Source organism: Paenibacillus sp. Y930 (assembly GCF_056786375.1).
The window spans coordinates 16,930-38,978 of sequence record NZ_JBXCIX010000007.1 but is presented as its reverse complement, the minus strand read 5'-3'; the positions used below and the strand labels follow the sequence as shown (position 1 = coordinate 38,978).

At 40.8% G+C, this 22,049-nt stretch carries 18 protein-coding genes; all 18 read left to right on the top strand.

The genetic code is table 11. The annotated features are described in order from the left end of the window. Nucleotides 1-22 precede the first annotated feature (22 nt). Nucleotides 23-1,180, top strand: a complete 1,158-nt coding sequence (gene pseC, locus AC1TO5_RS18035; protein ID WP_482064229.1) for a UDP-4-amino-4,6-dideoxy-N-acetyl-beta-L-altrosamine transaminase — start codon at nucleotides 23-25, stop codon at nucleotides 1,178-1,180. Nucleotides 1,181-1,559: 379 nt separating this feature from the next. Next, nucleotides 1,560-1,757, top strand: a complete 198-nt coding sequence (locus AC1TO5_RS18030; protein ID WP_482064228.1) for a cold-shock protein — start codon at nucleotides 1,560-1,562, stop codon at nucleotides 1,755-1,757. Nucleotides 1,758-1,956: 199 nt separating this feature from the next. After that, a complete protein-coding gene (hpf, locus tag AC1TO5_RS18025) occupies nucleotides 1,957-2,505 on the top strand; it encodes a ribosome hibernation-promoting factor, HPF/YfiA family (RefSeq protein WP_482064227.1) in 549 nt (182 codons plus the stop codon). Nucleotides 2,506-2,715: 210 nt separating this feature from the next. Beyond that, entirely contained in the window at nucleotides 2,716-5,226 is a 2,511-nt protein-coding gene (secA, locus tag AC1TO5_RS18020) for a preprotein translocase subunit SecA (RefSeq protein WP_482064327.1), read from the top strand. Between the two features lie 42 nt (nucleotides 5,227-5,268). After that, nucleotides 5,269-6,376, top strand: a protein-coding gene (gene prfB / locus AC1TO5_RS18015) for a peptide chain release factor 2 (protein WP_482064226.1) whose coding sequence is annotated in 2 segments (ribosomal slippage) — nucleotides 5,269-5,340 and nucleotides 5,342-6,376 — 1,107 coding nt in all. Because the reading frame shifts where the segments join, the coding sequence is not laid out codon by codon here. Nucleotides 6,377-6,458: 82 nt separating this feature from the next. After that, nucleotides 6,459-7,337, top strand: coding sequence for a YitT family protein (locus AC1TO5_RS18010; RefSeq protein ID WP_482064225.1), 879 nt, complete (start codon nucleotides 6,459-6,461; stop codon nucleotides 7,335-7,337). Between the two features lie 232 nt (nucleotides 7,338-7,569). Beyond that, complete coding sequence (gene argC / locus AC1TO5_RS18005; RefSeq protein WP_482064224.1) at nucleotides 7,570-8,619, top strand: N-acetyl-gamma-glutamyl-phosphate reductase; 1,050 nt, start codon at nucleotides 7,570-7,572, stop codon at nucleotides 8,617-8,619. A 20-nt stretch (nucleotides 8,620-8,639) separates the two neighbouring features. Beyond that, a complete protein-coding gene (argJ, locus tag AC1TO5_RS18000; RefSeq protein ID WP_482064223.1) occupies nucleotides 8,640-9,881 on the top strand; it encodes a bifunctional ornithine acetyltransferase/N-acetylglutamate synthase in 1,242 nt (413 codons plus the stop codon). Nucleotides 9,882-9,901: 20 nt separating this feature from the next. Further along, complete coding sequence (gene argB, locus AC1TO5_RS17995; RefSeq protein WP_482064222.1) at nucleotides 9,902-10,690, top strand: acetylglutamate kinase; 789 nt, start codon at nucleotides 9,902-9,904, stop codon at nucleotides 10,688-10,690. 76 nt (nucleotides 10,691-10,766) lie between these two features. Then, nucleotides 10,767-11,954, top strand: coding sequence for an acetylornithine transaminase (locus AC1TO5_RS17990; RefSeq protein WP_482064221.1), 1,188 nt, complete (start codon nucleotides 10,767-10,769; stop codon nucleotides 11,952-11,954). 192 nt (nucleotides 11,955-12,146) lie between these two features. Next, nucleotides 12,147-13,106: an ornithine carbamoyltransferase gene (gene argF, locus AC1TO5_RS17985; RefSeq protein WP_482064220.1), complete on the top strand. Its 960-nt coding sequence runs from the start codon at nucleotides 12,147-12,149 to the stop codon at nucleotides 13,104-13,106. A gap of 28 nt (nucleotides 13,107-13,134) precedes the next feature. Next, nucleotides 13,135-14,367: an argininosuccinate synthase gene (locus AC1TO5_RS17980; RefSeq protein ID WP_482064219.1), complete on the top strand. Its 1,233-nt coding sequence runs from the start codon at nucleotides 13,135-13,137 to the stop codon at nucleotides 14,365-14,367. Between the two features lie 14 nt (nucleotides 14,368-14,381). Continuing rightward, nucleotides 14,382-15,797 (top strand): argininosuccinate lyase, encoded by a 1,416-nt coding sequence (gene argH / locus AC1TO5_RS17975; RefSeq protein ID WP_482064218.1) that lies wholly within the window; start codon nucleotides 14,382-14,384, stop codon nucleotides 15,795-15,797. A gap of 359 nt (nucleotides 15,798-16,156) precedes the next feature. Further along, nucleotides 16,157-16,843: a cell division ATP-binding protein FtsE gene (gene ftsE / locus AC1TO5_RS17970; protein ID WP_482064217.1), complete on the top strand. Its 687-nt coding sequence runs from the start codon at nucleotides 16,157-16,159 to the stop codon at nucleotides 16,841-16,843. Then, nucleotides 16,833-17,750 carry a permease-like cell division protein FtsX gene (ftsX, locus tag AC1TO5_RS17965; RefSeq protein WP_482064216.1) on the top strand — a complete coding sequence of 306 codons (918 nt, stop codon included), beginning with the start codon at nucleotides 16,833-16,835 and terminating at the stop codon, nucleotides 17,748-17,750. Before ftsE ends, ftsX begins: the two co-directional genes overlap by 11 nt. 12 nt (nucleotides 17,751-17,762) lie before the next feature. After that, nucleotides 17,763-18,983: a murein hydrolase activator EnvC family protein gene (locus AC1TO5_RS17960; RefSeq protein WP_482064215.1), complete on the top strand. Its 1,221-nt coding sequence runs from the start codon at nucleotides 17,763-17,765 to the stop codon at nucleotides 18,981-18,983. 168 nt (nucleotides 18,984-19,151) lie between these two features. Next, entirely contained in the window at nucleotides 19,152-20,606 is a 1,455-nt protein-coding gene (locus AC1TO5_RS17955) for a S41 family peptidase (protein WP_482064326.1), read from the top strand. Between the two features lie 100 nt (nucleotides 20,607-20,706). After that, nucleotides 20,707-22,023, top strand: a complete 1,317-nt coding sequence (locus AC1TO5_RS17950; protein WP_482064214.1) for a PDZ domain-containing protein — start codon at nucleotides 20,707-20,709, stop codon at nucleotides 22,021-22,023. Nucleotides 22,024-22,049: the final 26 nt, after the last annotated feature.

Genomic DNA, 22,049 nt, shown 5'->3' with positions numbered 1-22,049 from the left:
AGCGGAAAGGGTGCCTCTCTAAATGAGTAACGAGCATATTCGAGGGTCGATGCTACCCTACGGTCAACAATGGATTGATGATGAAGATATTGAAGCTGTTATTACAACATTACGCTCTCCATATTTAACAACAGGACCGAATATTCGGCAATTTGAAGAAGTAGTAGCCGCTTACGTAGGTGCGAAGTATGCGGTAGCCTTTGCCAATGGAACGGCTGCGCTACATGGAGCCTGCTATGCTGCAGGCATAACAGCGGGCGATGAAGTAATAACTACACCAATAACCTTCGCGGCTAGTAGCAATTGTGCTAGATATATGGGAGCAGATGTTGTGTTCGCAGATATTGATAAGAATACTTACAATATTGATCCTTCAGATATTGTAAGTAAAATTACAAGTCGGACAAAAGCGATTATCCCTGTAGATTTTACGGGACAACCATGCGAGATTGACGTCATTATGGATATCGCAAGAGAACATCAGCTCGTCGTTATTCAAGATGGTGCTCATTCGCTTGGCGCTGAGTATAAAGGAAAAAAGATCGGCTCACAGGCTGATATGACGATGTTCAGTTTCCATCCAGTCAAGCCTGTGACTACAGCAGAGGGTGGCGTAATCGTTACGAATAGCGAGCAATATTATGAACAGCTGAAGTTATTCCGCAGTCATGGTATTACTCGCACGCCTTACGCAGAGGAACAAGGCGAATGGTACTATGAAATGGTTGATCTTGGATACAATTATCGTATGACTGATTTGCAGGCGGCACTCGGTATCTCGCAAATGAAAAAGCTAGATTCATTTATGAAGCGCCGTCGGCAGTTAGCGGCTATCTATACAGAATTACTAATGGAAATTCCAGGTGTGCATACGCCATCTCAACTTGCACATACGAACTCTGGCTGGCATCTCTATTCGATTCAGATAGATAGAGAAGTGATTGGTAAAAGTCGCAAGCAAATATTTGAAGAGATGCGTGCTGCTAATATCGGAGTACATGTGCATTATATTCCTGTATATTGGTTTCCCTATTATGAACAGCTAGGATACGAGAAAGGGCTATGTCCAATCGCTGAGCAATGGTATGGACAGGCGTTAACATTACCTCTTTATCCGAAGATGACCGATGAGGATGTACATGATGTTGTTCATAGATTACGCATGGTATTATTAGACTAGGTGAATACAGCTGAATGAATTATTTGATGATTTTTTTCTGCTATTAAATAATAAGGGAAATCAACTAAACTTACTCAAGTAGTAGGTTTGGTTGATTTTTTGTAACTCAGTATTAATTTTTTTACTACGAAGTCTGATATCGTCATACTGAAACGGTGATTGGTTCTCATAGCAATCTCCCAATTATTGAAAATAGCAGTAGCAGCTAGCACATATGGTAGAATGATAAGATAAGTACTGTACGGAGAATGTGCTTACACACCAATTATGTATCCGTTTTCAAAAATCCATTGACAACTTAAACCAACCTATTGTATATTCAAATTGTGGCTCATTAATGAGCCTGGACAGTATTTGAATACGAAGGGAATGTTTGCACATGCAAGGAAAAGTTAAATGGTTTAATGCAGAAAAAGGTTACGGTTTCATCGAATCAGATCAAGGTGGCGATGTATTCGTACATTTCTCCGCTATTCAAACAGAAGGCTTCAAAACGCTTGAAGAAGGCCAAGAAGTAGAATTCGATATCGTTGATGGCGCTCGTGGTCCACAAGCTGCTAACGTCAACAAACTGTAATTATACGGCTGCATAGCCCTTTTTTATAGTTATAAAAGTGAGAAGGGACTTCCTACGTGGAAGTCTCTTTTTCTATGACTTATTATGTTATAATTAGAAATCAATAATATTGTCAGAATATTCACAATAAACAAAAATCTATTTTACTAAACGTAATTGCATATGATATAATAAGAATATGTTAAAGGAGGAGTGCCACATGAACTACAATATCCGAGGACAACGCGTTCCAGTTACCGATGCACTAAGGGACTACACTGAGAAGAAACTCAGCAGATTGGAGAAATATTTCGATCCTTCGATCACCTCCGAAGTAAACGTTACACTTTCTGTTACAAAGGGACAACATACGGTGGAGGTTACGATACCAGCATCTGGATTAATCCTTCGAGCAGAAGAACAAAGCGAAGATATGTACGCTTCTATAGATCTTGTTATTGACAAATTAGAGCGTCAAATTCGTAAACACAAAACTAAATTGAATCGCAAATTCCGTCAAGCTAGCGGATCAAAAGCACTTTTCCGTGAAAATTCTACTTCAGTATCTACATTGGAGGATGAGGAGGAAGATTTCGAACTTGTCCGTACAAAGAGCTTTACATTTAAGCCAATGGACATAGAGGAAGCGATACTTCAGATGAATATGTTGGGTCATACATTCTTCGTATTTTCTAATTCTGACAGTAAGTCAGTTAGCGTTGTTTACAAGCGTAACGATGGGAAATACGGATTAATAGAGCAAAGCTAAATTTAACTTTAGGTTCAAAAGCAGGCTTTTTGAATTCATTCTTAATAAATGATACAGGTATCTCGGCGTGCTACATAGGTAGCAACGACTGAGATACCTGTTTTAGCATTCCCTTTTAAATGGTTATCACCAAAGGGGGATACATTGCGATTACAGCAACAAACTGTTACAATCTTTAACATAAAGACGTACAATCGGAAGGGGAAAGTCATGCTCGGATTTGTAAAAAAGATATTTGGAGATTTTAATGAGAAAGAAGTAAAACGATTAACGAAGATCGTTGAGCAAATAAACGAGATGGAGCCGCAGTATGTGGCATTGTCCGATGAACAACTTCAAGCGAAGACCGGCGAATTCCAAGATAGAGTTGCGAAAGGCGAGGAACTAACTGCTATATTACCTGAGGCTTTTGCAACAGTACGGGAAGCGTCCAAACGCGTATTGAATATGCGCCATTTTGACGTCCAATTATTGGGTGGTATGGTTCTTCACGAAGGCAAAATCGCAGAGATGAAAACAGGTGAAGGTAAAACTTTAGTTGCTACTTTACCTGTTTATTTGAATGCTCTTGCTGGTAAAGGTGTACATGTTATTACGGTCAATGGTTATTTAGCTGAGCGTGATAGTCTTCTTATGGGAGAGTTATATAATTTCCTTGGCTTAACGGTTGGTTGTAACTTGCATGGTCTGACGCATGCTCAGAAGCAAGAAGCTTATGCTTGTGATATTACTTACGGAACGAACAATGAGTTTGGTTTCGATTATTTGCGTGATAATATGGTGTTGTACAAAGAACAGATGGTACAACGTCCATTGTTCTTCGCGATCATTGATGAGGTGGATTCCATTCTAGTCGATGAAGCGCGTACGCCGCTTATTATTTCCGGACAAGCTGCGAAGTCTACAGAATTATATGATTTGGCACAACGACTGGTGACTCGTATGGTACCTGAAGAAGATTTCACCATCGATGTTAAATTAAGAAGTGTCATGCTTACTGAAGCTGGTGTTACGAAGGGTGAACGTGCTTTCGGGATCGATAACCTATTCGATCATGCGAACGTAACGATCAACCATCATATTCAACAAGCTTTGAAAGCTAACAATATTATGAGACGTGATGTTGATTACGTTGTTGAGAATGAAGAAGTTGTTATCGTCGATGAATTTACAGGTCGTCTAATGGCTGGTCGTCGCTATAGCGAAGGTCTACATCAAGCTATTGAAGCGAAAGAAGGCTTGAAGGTTCAGAACGAAAGTATGACGCTTGCTACCATTACGTTCCAGAACTACTTCCGGATGTATCGTAAATTAGGTGGTATGACAGGTACAGCGAAAACAGAGGAAGAAGAATTCCTGAAAATCTATGGATTAGACGTTATTCAAGTGCCAACGAACCGTTCGATGATTCGTACAGATCTTCCCGATGTTGTCTACAAAACGATCAAAGGTAAGTTCAAAGCGGTTGTTGATGAAATTGTTGAACGTCACAAAACGAATCAGCCTGTACTAGTAGGTACGATTTCTATCGAAAACTCCGAAGTGCTTGCAGAAATGCTGAAGCGCCGCGGTGTACAACATAAAGTATTGAACGCGAAATTCCATGCTGAGGAAGCGGAAATCATTACTCGCGCAGGACAACCAGGTTCAGTTACGATTGCAACGAATATGGCTGGTCGTGGTACCGATATTTTGCTAGGTGACAGTGTTCCTAATATTGGCGGTCTACACATTATTGGTACAGAGCGTCATGAGAGCCGTCGTATTGACAATCAGCTGCGTGGTCGTGCTGGTCGTCAAGGTGATCCAGGTTCTTCTCAATTCTATCTATCGCTTGAAGATGAGTTGATGCGTCGTTTCGGTGCTGAAAATATTATGACGATGATGGATCGTCTTGGTCTTGATGAAGATCAGCCGATTGAAAGTCGGATGATTTCAAAAGCGGTTGAATCCGCACAGAAACGTGTAGAGGGTAATAACTTTGATACTCGTAAAGTTGTCCTGCAATACGATGATGTGATGAACCAACAGCGTGAAGTGATCTACAAGCAACGCCGTGACATTCTAGAATCTGAAAATATTCGTGAAGAAGTTATGAATATGATCAAACCAGTCATTGAACGTACGGTTGATGCTCATTGCTTAGAAGATATTCCAGAGGATTGGGATCTACAATCCGTTATTGAGTTCGTGCAAGCGAACTTGCTTGATGAAGGTGTTCTAACGCGTGATGATATTTGGGGCAAGGAAAAATCAGATATTGTTGATATTATCTACAATAAAGTTGCCGCAGCATATGATGTGCGTGAGGAGCAATTGGGTGAAGTGACGATGCGCGAATTCGAAAAGGTAGTTGTACTTCGCGCAGTTGATTCCAAATGGATGGATCATATTGATGCGATGGATCAATTGCGTCAAGGTATTCATTTACGAGCATATGGCGGTACTGATCCACTTCGTGAGTATCAATTCGAAGGCTTTGAGATGTTCCATGGAATGGTTGAAAGCATTCAAGAGGAAGTTTCCAAGTATATTATGAAGGCTCGCGTAGAAAGTAATCTTGAGCGTCAAGAAGTTGTTAAAGGTCAAACGTCTTCAACAAATGGTGGCGGTGAAGATACTGTCAAAAAACCAGTCCGCCGCGATGATCGTGTAGGTCGTAACGATATTTGTCCTTGTGGTAGTGGTAAGAAATATAAGCAATGTCATGGTATGAATTAATATCATACGTATAAGACGATATTTTGAGATGAAGGTGTTTCTATGTTAGATATTACATTAAAACAAGATTTGCGCGAAATAGCTAATCGATTACAGACGCTTAGGGGGTCTCTTTGACTTAGAGATTAAGCATGATATTATTGCTAACTTTGAGGAAAAGATGTCCATGCCAGATTTCTGGGATGACAATATGCGCGCTCAAGGCGTAATCGCTGAGCTAAATGCTGTCAAATCGGTCGTTGACGACTACAATAGCTTTGAAACGAGTCATCAAGAGTTAATGATGATATTGGAGCTTGTTGAGGAAGACGAAGATGAGGATATGGTTGCTGAACTTACAAAAGGATTAGCTGCCTTGCAGAGTAAGCTGTCCGACTATGAGCTACAGTTATTGTTGAACCAGCCTTATGATCGATTGAACGCTATTCTTGAATTGCATCCAGGTGCTGGTGGCACAGAGTCACAGGACTGGGGGCTAATGCTTTACCGTATGTACACTCGTTGGGCTGAGAAACGTGGTTTCAAAGTTGAACTGCTAGACTATCTTCCAGGTGATGAGGCTGGTATTAAAAGTGTAAGTATACTGGTTAAAGGATTTAATGCTTACGGTTATTTGAAGGCGGAGAAGGGTGTGCATCGCTTAGTGCGAATCTCACCATTCGATTCTGCTGGTCGTCGACATACGTCATTTGCATCTTGTGATGTTGTTCCAGAAATTGACGATACGATCGAAATAGAAATTCGTTCTGATGATTTGAAGGTTGATACGTATCGTGCGAGTGGTGCGGGCGGTCAGCATGTCAATAAGGTTGAATCAGCTGTTCGTATTACGCATATTCCTTCTGGAATTATTGTAGCTTGTCAACAGGAACGCTCGCAAATTGCGAACCGTGATCGTGCGATGAAAACATTACGTTCCAAATTATATGAGCGTAAAATTGAAGAACAGCTGAAGGAGCTTGCAGAAATTCGCGGCGAGCAATCCGAAATCGCCTGGGGAAGCCAAATTCGTTCCTATGTATTCCATCCCTATAGTATGGTCAAAGATCATCGTACATCTGTAGAAACTGGGAATGTTAATGCAGTAATGGACGGCGATATTGATATGTTTGTAGATGGCTACTTACGCAATCAAATTCGTCAAAAGTAAGAAGTTTATTTGCGTGGAGAGTTTTTACACAAATGTGTAGAGACTCTCCTTTTTTTACATCAGAAAGGTTGGTCCACATATTATGAAGCAACGATTAAGACGTGTAACGAAAGATTCACTATCACCATCTATCCAAATCGCTTGGAACATTGTGCAAGTTTTGATTGGCTCTTGCATCTTGGCGCTAAGCTTTAATTTGTTTTTGCTACCACATGGTATAGCTTCAGGAGGTGTATCTGGTATTTCTATACTTGTCGAGAGACAACTACAAATACCGCCTGCAGTTACGCAATGGTCATTGAACATACCACTATTCATTGCTGCGATTTGGCTGATTGGCAAGAAATTCGGCGCAAAATCGATATTAGGTTCGATTGTGTTCCCATTGTTTGTACTGCTAACCTCACATTTCCCTATACCGACGAATAATCCATTACTTGCCGCTATATATGGTGGTATTGGCGTAGGAGTTGGACTTGCGATCGTCTATCGAGGCGGAGGTTCCACAGGAGGGTTAGATCTTGCTGCTCAAATGCTACATCGATTAACGGGGATTCCGTACAATCTGGCTGTTGTTTGTTTTGACGGGGCAGTTATTATCGGAGCGGCTATTATCATTTCTCCTGAGCTATCCCTCTATGCTCTGATTTCATTATTTGTAACGAGTAAGAGTATCGACTTTGTACAAAATGGACTTCAGCTCTCTAAAGTAGCTTTTATTATAAGCGAGCAAACGGAAGCGTTAGAACAAGCGATATTGCATGATCTTGATCGTGGTTTAACGAAGCTAGAAGGAACTGGTGGTTATACTGGTAATCCCCGTAATGTACTAATGGTTGTCGTTTCTCAGAATGAAGTGTCGAAGCTGAAGAGAACGGTCGCTAAGCTTGATCCCAAAGCATTTATAATTATTAGTAATACTGGTGAAGTGCTTGGTAAAGGGTTCAAATCATATCAATAAGGGCATAAAATTCACGGTTTATACTCATCAATGCACATTGTATTTTTATAAGTATAGATGTATAATAATACAATAATATGCATATTCTCTTTCATACCTATATATTGTAAAATGAAGTAATAGGACAAATAAGCTAGCCTTATAGATGAGGCTTACATAAATGAATACTCCGGCCATTAAAGAAGAGGGAGTCCTCTTGGCGAAAAAAAAGAACTAGAAGGGACGCGTTAATATGAGTAAGAAGCTAGGTATTGCAATTGTTGGTTCTACAGGATATGGGGGCGTTGAATTAATGCGCCTACTACAATCTCATCCCAATGCTGAGGTAACATCTGTCATTTCTTCGTCCAGTGCAGGTACGAAAGTGACGGAAGGATATCCTCATTTGCAAGGTATTCGTGAAGAATTGCTTGATGATGTTAACCCGGAGCTAGTTAAGCAAAAGGCTGATATTGTATTTTTGGCAACACCAGCTGGAGTAGCTTCCAAGCTAGCTCCGCAATATTTGGAGGCAGGTTTGAAAGTAATTGATCTATCCGGAGATTTCCGTCTGAAAGATCGGGCTGTATACGAGCAGTGGTATCAGAAGCCTGCAGCAGAGCAAGAGCATCTTGATCAGGCAGTATTTGGACTTTGTGAAATATATGGCGAACAAGTTAAAGATGCGCCGTTTATCTCGAATCCAGGCTGTTTCCCAACTGCAACATTATTAGGTCTTATTCCAGCGCTACAAGCAAACTTAATTGATCATTCTACTATTATCATTGATGCCAAAACAGGTGTCTCTGGTGCTGGTCGTGGTACGTCCTTAACTAATCATTATGCAGAACAGAATGAGAACTTTAAAGCTTATAAAGTAAATAAACATCAGCATATTCCAGAGGTTGAGATGGTACTTAGTCAAATCGCGGATGAGCTTGTGACGGTTACATTTACGACGCATCTTGTACCGATGACTCGTGGTATTATGACAACGATGTATGCGAAGTTGAAAAGTGATGTTACAGAGCAAGATCTTGTCGATCTATATGAACAATATTATGAAGGTCGTCCATTCGTACGTATTCGTCCGGAAGGTAACTGGCCAGCAACGAAAGAAGTATGGGGATCTAACTATTGCGATATTGGCTTCTCTATTGATAGACGTACGAACCGCTTAACGATTATATCTGTTATCGATAACTTGGTTAAAGGTGCGGCAGGTCAAGCGATTCAAAATATGAATTTAATGATGGGGTGGGATGAGCAATTAGGCTTACAATTCGTCCCTGTGTATCCCTAATTTAGGAGGATTAGAGCGAGATGGCAGAAGATCAGCAAGCAGCTTTATTTACAATTGTTCAAGAAGGCTCGGTAACATCGCCACAAGGTTTTGTAGCAGGTGGCCTACACTGTGGTTTGAAAAAAACTAATCGTCATGATCTAGGTGCTATTGTTTGTGAAGTTCCAGCAACGGCAGCGGCAGTGTATACAACGAATGTATTTCAAGCAGCACCTATTAAAGTAACGCGTGAAAGTATTGCTAGTAAAGGTACACTTCGTGCGATGATCGTGAACAGCGGCAACGCTAATGCGTGTACGGGGGATCAAGGCGAAGCAGATGCTTATGCGATGCGAAATCGTTTTGCCCAGCAAATTGGTGTAGAAGCAGATCAAGTTGCGGTAGCTTCTACTGGTGTTATCGGTGAGCTATTGAAAATGGATAAAGTGCTTTCTGGCATTGAGCAGCTTCCAGCGCTACTAGAGAAAAGTGAAAAAGGCGCAGAAGATTTCAGCCAAGCTATTCTTACAACTGATCTTGTGAAGAAAACGATTTGCGTCGAGCTTGAAATTGATGGCAAGCTAGTGAAAATCGCGGGAGCAGCCAAAGGATCTGGTATGATTCATCCGAATATGGCAACGATGCTTGGTTTTGTAACGACAGATGCGAATATTAGTGCAGCAGCGCTACATCAATTGTTAGGTGCGGCTACTGATTTGAGCTTCAATATGATTACGGTTGATGGCGATACATCTACGAATGATATGTTAGTTGCAATGGCAAGTGGTCTTGCAGCGCATGATGAACTTACGGAAGCTCACCCTGCATGGGCAGCGTTCAAGGCAGCACTTACGCATGTATGTGTTGTACTAGCGAAAGCTATTGCACGCGATGGTGAAGGGGCTACAAAGCTAGTTGAAGTTCGCGTCGAAGGCGCTGTGAATGATTTTGCAGCACAAGCGATTGCGAAAACAGTCATTGGTTCCTCTTTAGTGAAATCTGCCGTATTTGGCGCAGATGCGAACTGGGGACGTATTATTGCAGCGGTAGGTCGTGCAGGTCAGCCCGTTGATCCTGCGACAGTAGATATTGCACTTGGTTCTATCGTTACATTAGAACAATCACGTCCGGTAGCATTCGATGAGGATGCTGCCCTGCAATATCTTAAAGGAGACACTGTGGTGATCTCTATTAATTTGAATATGGATAACGGTACAGCAGTAGCATGGGGTTGTGACTTAACGTACGATTATGTACGTATTAATGCTGCTTACCGCACATAATAGTGTTGGAGGCTAATCGGATGACTAAGCAACGTTTTGTAATGAAATGCGGTGGTAGTACGTTAGCGGCTCTACCAAACAGTTTTTTCGAAGAATTGCGTGAACTACAAGCTTCTGGAGTAGCACCTGTTATTGTTCATGGCGGCGGCCCAGCAATTTCTGAAACGCTTGAAAAGCTAGGGATTGAGACGGAGTTTGTCCAAGGATTGCGCAAAACAAGTGATGAAGTGCTTGATGTCGTTGAGATGGTGCTTGCAGGTCGTATCAACAAAGAAATTGTACGTAAGATGGAAATGAACGGTGCAAGAACATTAGGACTTTCTGGTGTGGATGGTATGCTAATTCAAGCGAAACCTGTTGCCAATAGCGCCGAAGTTGGATTTGTTGGTGATGTAAGCGAAGTTAATGCTGCTCTTATCGAGGGCGTGATGGCTATGGGCTATATTCCTGTTATTGCTCCAATTGGTATTGATCGAAGTGGTCAACGCTACAACATTAATGCAGATACGGTAGCAGGAGCAGTTGCTTCCCATCTAGGGGTAGAACGAATGATCGTTGTTACTGATGTGCCTGGTATTATGAAAACCGTTGATGGACAGAAGGTTACACTTCCGTCTGCAACGGTAGCAGAAATAGAAGAAATGATTGCTACTGGTGAAATTTATGGTGGTATGATTCCTAAAGTGCGTGCGGCAATTCAATGTATTCAAGGTAAAGTACAGGAAGTTGTTATCGTAAGTGGACAAATTGAAGGCGTACTTACTCAGGCGGTTACCGTTGGTGGAGTAGGGACCGTTATTAAGCAATAGGGGATGCTTTCGATGCTACTTTTTATAGCAGCGAAGTATTCCATGTAGTTAATAAAAATTTTTAGGAGTGTTGAATATGAGTCAAAGTACGGTAGAGGTAGCGGGTGAATCTTTATTTCCGACCTATGCAAGATTTCCACAAACGATTGTGAAGGGCGAAGGCAGCTGGCTATGGGACAGTGAAGGCAATAAATATTTAGATTTCATGAGTGGTATTGCTGTAACTAATTTGGGTCATGTACCACAGCGTGTGAAGGAAGCATTGGTAGCGCAACTAGATCAGCTATGGCATATTTCAAATTTGTTCCACATTCCTAACCAAGCAGAGGCGGCTAAGCTAATTACAGACAATAGCTGTGGTGATGCTGTATTCTTCTGTAATTCAGGCGCTGAGGCGAATGAAGCGGCGATTAAGTTAGCTCGTCGTTATCAGCAGCTTGTCGCATGCAATGGGCGCTTTGAAATTATTACGTTCAAGCAATCGTTCCACGGGCGAACGCTGGCAACATTAACAGCAACGGGACAGGATAAGGTGAAGGAAGGCTTTTTACCACTACCTGGTGGCTTTACTCATATTGAACTTAATGATTTTGATTCGTTGAAGGCGACTATCAGTGATAAAACAGCGGCAGTGATGCTAGAAATGGTGCAAGCTGAGGGCGGTATCCTCCTGGTTGATCCAACATATATCAAACAAGTTGCTGAGCTGTGTAAGGCAGAAGGTATTTTGTTAATTGTAGATGAGATTCAGACGGGTATGGGCAGAACGGGTAAAATGTTCGCGTATGAGCATTTTGGCATTGAGCCTGATATTTTCACACTTGCTAAAGGTCTAGGTAGTGGCTTCCCTGTTGGTGCTATGGTAGCGAAGGAAGCATTAAGAGAAGGCTTCACAGCTGGTAGTCATGGCTCTACATTCGGCGGCACACCTATTGCAACAGCTGCAGTGAAAGCAACAATTGAAACGATCGTTGAAGAGAAGGCAGTTGAGCATGCAGCCAAACAAGGTCAATACTTAATGGAACAGCTGCGTGAGCAGCTAAGTGCTTGTTCTTTCGTCAATGAAGTGCGTGGCTTAGGCTTAATTGTAGGGATTGAATGTAAGGAGTCGATAGCTAGTCTAGTTACGGAAGCACAAAGCGAAGGCTTGCTTGTCATTTCAGCAGGACCGAACGTCATTCGTCTACTTCCGAATTTGCTGGTTACAACAGCGGAGATAGATCAGGCGGTACAAATACTGGTAAAGCTGATTAGTAAACGCTAGAAAAAGTTATTGTATGGCCAAAGAGTGAAAAACGGTTACTACTTAGGTCATTCACCAACTTAATAAAGCAAAAAGGCACTACAACCGTTCTATTCGAGCTAAAGTTCAAGTTATAATGCTCTCGATGTAACTTTTCATTTATAGGAAGTTACATCAGGAAGTTAACGAAAAGTTTGTAGGAGGTTTGAATATATGTTAGTAAGAACAAAGGAAGAAATCGCGCAAAGTATGAAGGGCCGCGATTTTCTAATGATGGTTGATTTTTCACAGGAAGAAATTATGTATTTGATCGATCTAGCTATTGATTTGAAGCAAAAACAAAAAGCTGGCATTGAACATAAAGTGTTGCAAGGAAAAACGATAGGTTTGATTTTTGAAAAATCTTCTACGCGTACGCGTGTTTCTTTTGAAGTGGGTATTTATCAACTAGGTGGTCAAGGTCTGTTCTTAAGCGGCAATGATCTACAGATCGGTCGCGGCGAGACGATTCTCGATACCGCTCAAACATTATCTCGCTACTTAGATGGAATTATGATCCGTACATTCGAGCATCGTAAAGTAGTTGAGTTAGCTCGTGGCGCAACGATTCCTGTTATTAACGGCTTGACCGACCTATCGCACCCTTGCCAAGCACTTGCAGACTTCCAAACGATTTATGAGCAAAAAGGTACGTTTGAAAATGTGAAACTTGCATATATCGGTGATGGTAACAATATGGTACACTCTCTAATGATGGGTGCTGCCAAGCTAGGTGTTCATATGTCAATCGCAACACCAGAAGGCTATGAACCAGATGCAGATATTGTTGCACAAACGATGGCTGTCGCAGAAGATACAGGCGCAAAAATTATTGTTTGTCATGATCCCAAAGAAGCAATGGAAGGCGCAGACTTCGTGTATACTGATGTATGGGCGAGTATGGGCCAGGAACAAGAGCAAAAAGAACGTGAACTTGCATTTGCTAATTATCAGATCGATGATAATCTTGTTCAATTTGCTAAGCCAGAATTTAAGTTCATGCACTGCCTACCGGCACATCGCGGTGAGGAAGTAACAGAGAGCGTAATTGATGGCGAACACTCTATTATTTTTGATCAGGCTGAAAATCGTCTACATGCTCAAAAGGCGATTATGGCTGCAATCATGTCCTAATAAATGAACGATGAAGGGAATCAATAACATGGCTAAAGATAAAATTGTATTGGCTTACTCAGGTGGTTTGGATACTTCAATCATCTTGAAATGGCTTAAAGAAACATATGACGCGGAAATCATCGCATTTACTGCGGATATCGGTCAAAAGGAAGAATTAGATGGATTAGAAGAAAAAGCTTTGAAAACAGGCGCTTCTAAAGTATACATCGATGATCTTACTGAAGAATTTGCCCAAGATTTCATCTTCCCAATGTTCCAAGCTGGAACAATGTATGAAGGTCAATACTTACTAGGTACTTCTATTGCACGTCCGCTAATAGCAAAACGTATGGTAGAAATCGCTCGTGCTGAAGGCGCGAAGTATATTGCTCACGGCGCAACAGGTAAAGGTAACGACCAAGTTCGTTTTGAACTAGGCGTAGCTGCATTAGCACCAGAAATCGAAATTATTGCTCCTTGGCGTTCTGAGCAATTCCGTAACGATTTCCCAGGCCGTGCTGAGATGATCGCTTTTGCAGAGAAACATGATATTCCTGTATCAGCATCTGCGGCAAAACCTTATTCTACAGACCGTAACTTGCTACATATTAGCTTTGAGAGCGGTGTGTTGGAAGATCCTTGGTTCGATCCAAGCTCCGAGGAGAATGAACCAATGTATGTACTAAGTGTGTCTCCTGAGCGCGCTCCAGACCAAGCTGAATACGTTGAACTATCATTCGAGCAAGGTAACTGTACGGCTATTAATGGTGAAGCAATGTCTCCACTTCTTATTATGGAGAAATTGAATGAGCTGGGTGGCAAACATGGTATCGGTCGTGTTGATATGGTCGAAAACCGCTTCGTAGGCATGAAGAGTCGAGGCGTATATGAGACACCAGGTGGAACAATTCTATTTGTAGCACATCGTAAAATGGAATCATTAACAATGGATCGTGAAGTTATGCATCTGCGTGACTCTCTGATCTCAAAATATAGTGAGCTAGTATACAATGGTTTCTGGTTCGCTCCTGAACGTCTTGCATTGCAAGCACTAGTAACAGAGTCTCAGAAAAATGTATCTGGTGTCGTTCGTCTGAAATTGTATAAAGGTAATGTAATCGGCGCTGGCGTACAAAGCCCAGTAAGCTTATACAATCCTGATATTGCTACAATGGAAGCTGATCCATCACAAGCATATGATCAAGGTGATGCAACTGGATTTATCAATTTGAATGCATTGCGTTTGAAAGTTTCTGCTGGCGTAACTCAGAATAAGTAGGGAGTGCTGAAGAAGTGAGTAAGCTTTGGGGTGGCCGTTTCACGAAAAAAACGGATCAATTAGTTGAAGAATATACAGCGTCTATTACATTTGATAAGGCGCTTGCTGAAGAGGATATTCAAGGTAGTTTAGCGCATATAACGATGCTTGGTAAGCAAAACATCGTGCCGCAAGAAGATGTTGATACGATCAAAGCGGGTCTATTACGAGTATTAGAACGTATTAAAAATGGTGAGCAACAGTTTACTATTGGTGATGAAGATATTCATATGAATATTGAAAAAGCATTAATTGATGACGTTGGCGCTGTTGGTGGTAAGCTGCATACGGGTCGTAGTCGTAATGACCAAGTGGCTACAGATATGCATCTATGGCTTCGTAAACGTGTCGTAGAGTTCGTTGAACTGCTTCGCAAGCTACAAGAAGCATTGATCGGACAAGCTAAAGCCAATATTGATACAATCGTGCCAGGCTATACGCATTTGCAGCGTGCGCAACCGATTCTATTTGCACATCATATGATGGCTTATGTATCGATGTTCGGTCGCGATATTGAGCGTCTACAAGATAGCTACAAACGTATTAATGTCCTTCCGCTTGGCGCTGGTGCACTTGCAGGTACGACATTCCCGATTGATCGTCATTTCGTGGCTAGTCAATTGAATTTTGATCGTGTATATGAGAATAGTCTTGATGCAGTAAGCGATCGCGACTTTATTCTTGAGTTTCTAGCAGATGCATCAATCATTATGATGCATTTATCCCGTCTAAGTGAAGAATTAATTTTGTGGTCTAGCACAGAATTTAACTTTGTCGAGCTTGATGATGCTTTCTGCACAGGCAGCAGTATTATGCCGCAGAAGAAAAATCCTGACGTACCAGAACTTGTTCGTGGTAAAACAGGACGTGTCTACGGTAATTTGATGGGCTTGCTAACTGTATTGAAATCTTTACCGCTAGCGTATAACAAAGATATGCAAGAGGATAAAGAAGGTATGTTTGATACGGTAACAACGATGCAGGGCGCACTTCAATTGTTTACACCGATGATCGCGACGATGACAGTTAATAAAGCTCGTATGCGTCAAGCGGTTAATCAAGACTTTTCTAATGCTACGGATATTGCTGACTTCTTAGTTAATAAAGGTCTACCATTCCGTCAAGCACATGAAGTTATCGGTAAAACCGTATTATATTGTATCGAAAACAATAAATATTTGCTTGATCTTAGTATGGAAGAATTTATCCGATTCTCAGATTTGTTCGACGAACGTATATATGAAGTGCTTCAGCCTGAACAGGTTGTTAATGCACGTAATGTATATGGCGGAACAGCTAAGCCACAGGTTGAAGCTGCCATCGGCCGTGCTGAAGAAGCGATGTCAACGACATCTGTGTGGGTTGCTGAATATATGGAGCGTAGCCAATAATTTCTTGCAATCATTTGCTGCTTGCGATAAATCAGTGAATGACAGTCGTAATGCATATCGGCTGTGAAATATGGCTATTTCGCCTCTCTAAAGCAAGATGTGCTGCTGCACATCTTGCTTTAGAGAGGCGTTTTTTTATATGTAGCATTATCTTCAGTCAAGCATCGTGTCCATTTATGCTGGAGAATATGATGAGAGAATATAGTAAAGCAGCTAAACTATTATGGCAGCATCCGACAGCATACAACGTTATTGAAAAATGAGAAAAGTGAAAATTGACTCATAATAGCGATACATTGAAGGAATTAGCTGTAAACTGTCGAATTTGTAATATTGAACTTTCTACAGGATGTGATAACGTGATTGAAATGGAAAAGATAAGAAAAACGTATGCCGATGGCACTATAGCGCTCGATAGCGTATCCGTAAAAATAGATCGCAATGAATTTGTCTATTTGGTTGGTCCATCAGGAGCGGGTAAATCTACATTTATGAAGCTGATATATCGCGAAGAAATCCCTACAACAGGCGAGATTTTTGTAAATGGCTTTAATATTGGTAAGTTAAAGCAACGTAAAATTCCGTATGTGCGTCGTAATATTGGGGTTATTTTTCAAGACTTTAGATTGCTTCCCAAGCTAACGGTATTCGAAAATATTGCCTTTGCGATGGAAGCCATTGAAGCACCGCGTAAAGTGATTAAGAAACGTACGATGGAAGTGTTAGAACTTGTCGGATTGAAGCATAAGTATAAAAACTTTCCGTCTCAACTGTCGGGAGGAGAACAGCAAAGGGTGTCGATTGCCCGGGCAATAGTGAATAATCCGTCGGTTATTATAGCAGATGAGCCCACAGGAAACTTAGATCCAGATACATCACTAGATATTATGAATTTGCTCGAAGAAATTAATTTCCGTGGTACGACAATTGTTATGGCAACTCACAATAAAGATATTGTGAACTCTATGCGAAAACGCGTCATTGCTATTGAAAATGGCAGTATTGTACGTGATGAGCAAAGAGGGGAGTACGGTTATGAAATTTAGTACAATGGCTCGACATATCCGTGAAGGATTCAAAAGCATTATTCGTAATGGCTGGATGTCTTTCGCGTCTATTAGTTCTATTTTTATTTCTTTATTTATATTAGGTGTATTTATTTTATTAGCTTTGAACATGAACTATATGGCTTCTCAAATGGAGAGCCAGGTACAGATTCGCGTATACTTTGAAACGGATGCAACTGATGAAATTATTACAGATGTGCAAAATAAAATTGGAAATATTAGCGAAGTTAGCAAGCTTACATATGTATCCAAGGAAGATGGACTTACATTTTTGCGAGATAAAATGGGGGAAGACAATAGCGATTGGCTAGAAGGCTATGATAATGAAAACAATCCGCTGCCAATCTCCTTTACGATAGAATTATTTAATACAAAGCTAGTAGATTCTGTAGCGCAGCAAATCGATATCATTAATAGCAAAATTGATCCTAAGCCAATAAAAGAAGTGAAGTATGGTAATGAGACGGTGGAAATGTTATTCAAAATTACGAATGCTATTCGTAATGCTGGTTTTGCCATCGTTATAGCATTAGCTGTGACAGCAATGTTGCTTATTTCTAATACTATCAAAATGACAATTGTAGCAAGAAAAAGAGAAATTGGCATTATGAAGCTAGTAGGTGCGACCAATGCATTTATTAGATGGCCTTTCTTTATTGAAGGTGCATTAATTGGTATTATAAGTTCAATCGTAACAACGGTAATCATATTAATTGGTTATGATCAAGTTATTCATATTTTCCAGTATGATCTTTCTCTTATGTTGATCCAATTATTGCCACTGGAACAGGTAATTACTTTAACTGCGACGATAATGATAACGCTAGGCTCACTTATTGGTATTTGGGGTAGTGTCATGTCGGTACGTAAGTATTTGAAAGTGTAGGTGAGTGCTGTAATGAAAAGAATGGTATTATATCTAACTTCATTTGCTTTACTGGCAACGATCATTGTTGGTGTCGGTTCTAGTAGCAGTAGTGCTTCAAAGCTTTCTAAAATTGAGCAAGATATTAAGGCTGCCAATGAGCAAATTAGAGCGGCTGAGAAAATAGCAGCTGCGGCTGCTGTTGAAGCACAGCAGGCTGAGGAAGAAAAAGCTACGATTTCGAATAAAGTTGTAAACCTTGAATTAGAACTTCAAAACCTAATGTCCGAAATCGAAAAAGTTGCACAGGATAAACATAAAACAGAGCAAGAAAAAAGTGATAAAGAAGAAGAAGTCTATGTGACGGGCCAGGAGCTTGATGCTGCAATTGCCCAAGTAGAAAAACGTGATGAATTGCTGCAGAAGCGCACTAGACTTATGTACTCCAATGGTGCAGTATCTTATCTTGATGTGCTATTAAGCTCAACAAGCTTTACAGATTTCTTGGATCGTTTCGATGCGTTGCAAATCATTTTACAATCAGATCGCGAAGCATTGGATCAGTATAGGGTTGATCAAGAATTAGTTGAACAGAAAAAGATAGAAGTTGAAGAGCAGCTAGATGAGCTTCAAACATTGTATGCAAAGCTAGAAGCAGAGCAAGCTTCTCTCATTCAGAAGGAAGCTGAAAAGGAAACACTAGTTGCTGCTTATAACGCGCAGGCTAATCAGTTAGAGGAGCATATTGAAGAATTAGAGGTCATTAGTGAAGAGCAAGAACAATTGCTTGTCGGATTAGCTTCGGAAATTTCAAAACTGAATGCCGAGAAGAAACGTATTTCTAATCCATATAGTGGCGGGAAACTTGGTATTCCAATTGCAGAGGGATATCGCCTTTCATCTAACTTCGGTGTTCGTATTCATCCGATTACAGGAGTGAAGAAAGCACATAACGGAATAGACTTTGCTGCAGCATCAGGAACATCTATTTATGCAGCTGAGGATGGAATTGTTCTTATATCTAAATATTGGAGCGGATATGGTAACTGTATCATTATTGACCACGGTAACGGTATTTGGACATTGTACGGTCATATCAAAAATGGCGGACTGCTTGTAAGTGCAGGGGACTCTGTCAAACGTGGCGATAAGATTGCGCTAGTTGGTAGTACCGGAAACTCTACAGGACCGCATTTACATTTCGAAGTACGTAAAAATGAGGTTCCAGTTAATCCATCAAGTTACTTAAAATAATATATAATCATCTTCAATGGGCTCTCTATTGCAAAATAGATAGCCTATTGCTATTCTAAGTTCAAGTTCTATTTTTGGAACAACCTCTCTAAAGTAAATAATTTCACAACAAATGTCATATACTATAGTAGACGAGCTTAAGCAAACTAGGATAGGTGGTGTAAGTTGATGCAATTTAAGGGACGTACAGTTTTTGCATTCGTTGTGATGACGATTGTAGCTTCAGTATTCGTCACGATGATCGTTACGGACAAGTTGGATGGAAATCCAGTAGTTGCTTCTACATCTTACGTATCAGCTGCTACTGATGCAAAGAGTCAATTAACAGCTGATGAGCTAGAACGAATTAATACGGTGATTAAGTTAGTAGAAACAAAATATGTGTCAGACATAGAACGTGATGAGCTTGTTAATGGCGCAATATCAGGCATTATGAATGCTTTGGATGATCCTTACTCCGTATACATGGAAAAAAGTATAGCGAGTCAGTTCTCACAATCTATTGAAGGTTCTTTCTCAGGAATCGGGGCAGAGGTAAGTAGTGAGAATGGTCAAACGGTCGTAGTGTCACCGATCAAAGGTTCTCCTGCTGAGCGTGGTGGTTTATTAGCGAAAGATATTATTATCTCTGTTAATGGCGATAGTCTTGCTGGCTTGACATTACAAGAAGCGGTTAATCTAATTCGTGGCGAAAAAGGAAGTAAAGCTAAGCTAGAAGTGCTTCGGACAGGTAATTCAGAGCCAATAACTGTTGTACTTATCCGTGATGATATTGATATTGAAACGGTATATTCTACGATCGATAAACAAGGTATTGGTACCATTGAAATTACACAGTTCTCCATGCACACGGCAGAACGCTTTGCTGTAGAATTAACTGCACTAGAACAAAAAGGGTTGAAAGGATTAGTTATCGATGTTCGTAACAATCCTGGCGGTGTGCTACAAGGTGTAGTGGAAATTGCGCAGCTAATGATGAAAGAAGGCAACGTTGTCGTTCAAGTGGAAGACCGTGCTGGTAAGAAGGAGAAAACTTATGCTCAAGGTGGCAAGCAGAAGGACTATCCAATTGTTGTGTTAACGAATGGCGGTAGTGCTAGTGCCTCTGAGATATTAGCAGGTGCGCTACAAGAAGCGGCGGGCGCAACGGTTTTAGGACAGCAAACCTATGGAAAAGGTACAGTTCAGGTTAGCTTTAATGAAGCACTATCCGACGGAGGATTAATTAAGTTAACGATAGCCAAGTGGCTGACTCCTAAAGGGAATTGGATTAATCAAAAGGGAGTCACTCCAGACATTGTCGTTGAACCTCAAGCTGTGTACAGTGTCGCTCGGTTGAACTTAACCGATGATTTGAAAGCTGACCAATGGAGCGAACAGGTTCGCAGTTTGCAAGTGATGCTAGAAGCGTTAGGCTACAAAGTTGATCGCACCGATGGTTATTTCAGCGAGCAAACGAAAGCGGCTGTTGAAGTGTTCCAGAAAGAGCAACAACTTCTGGATACAGGCATCGTTGACAGTGAAACGGCAACAAAGCTAGAAACAAAGGTGATTGAATATATCCGTGATGCTCAGCATGATGTACAGCTTCAAAAAGCATTAGATCATGTAGGCAGGAAATAGCTGATTTTCGTCGAATTATTTAAAGGTTGGTTTCTCTTCCGTGAGAGGCTAGCCTTTTTCTTATTTTGTTACTATGAACATTCGAAGGGGTGTATGAGCGGTGGGCGATATAGAACTTTGGCTTCAAGTATTAGGGAAAGCCCTGGTTTCCTTATTGATACAACCGTTTTTTTATATTTCAGTTTTATTATTACTTGCGATGTTCTTGTATCGTGTACGTATGGAACGTTCGATGTTTTCAGTGAAATTGAAGGAATGGAAGCTTCCCATGTTTTTTATGATATTAGGTGGGATCATTGCTGCAATCATTGTTTCTATTATTGCTGCAGTATTGGGCTTTACATTAACTGTCTCAACCGTTTATTGGCTATGGTCTACCATGATTATACTGATGATGTTCAAAGTTCGCTTTTTGACAATATCATACAGCGCAGGAATTGTGGTCATACTTCATCTTATTGCTTCAGCTATAGGTCCGCTTTCTTTACAGAAGGATATAGCATTCATCTATGAAACGTTGCTCGATATTAACGTCATCAGTGTACTTGTTATAAGCGCATTACTTGGAGTAGCACAAAGTATATTAGTACGTATTCAACATAAATATATGGTCAGTCCTGTCTATATGTCAGGCAAACGCGGTAAAGTCATTGGTGGTTATGTTTTGCAAGGCTACTGGCCTGTCCCATTACTATTATTTATGCCAGTATCAGCAGAACAATCTGGAGCGTTTTTATTTAATACGGCGTATGGACAACCATTTTTTATGGCTATGTCGGGCGAAGCGTGGTTATTGCTTGCCTGTCCACTAATGATTGGGGTAACCCAATTAACGAAAGTGATGACGCCCAAGCAGCTTGCACAGCGAGTGTCTCGACAAGGCTTAGTAGTTTCTATTATCTTATTACTATTAGCTGTTGGAGCATGGTGGTTCAATGCCCTTATATGGGTAGCTGCAATACTAACCGTGCTAGCTACAGAATTATTAAGTTGGTATAATCGCTCGCAGGAATCGAAGCAAGCTCCTTTGTACGCTCAGGATGACAATGGCTTGAAAGTATTAGCTGTCGTGAAAGATTCCCCTGCCCAGCAGATGAATATTGAAATAGGCGATATTATTGTTAAGGCGAATGGGCAGGATGTAAATTCCTTGGAACAACTGTATGATGCTATGTCTATTAACCCTGCCTTTTGTAAATTAGCGTTACTTAACCACAATAGAGATTTGAAGTTTGCTCATCGGACGCGCTATGCCGATGAACATCATCAACTTGGTATTATTTTGGCACCAGATGAACAAGCCAAATATTTAGCCAAATATATGGAACCATCTCTGTTCACTTGGTTAAGTAGAACGAAGCTACAACGACAGAGTAGTATGAATAAAGCTGAATCAATAGCACCATCTATAACATAAGGGCATGCAATAACTCTGAAAGTATT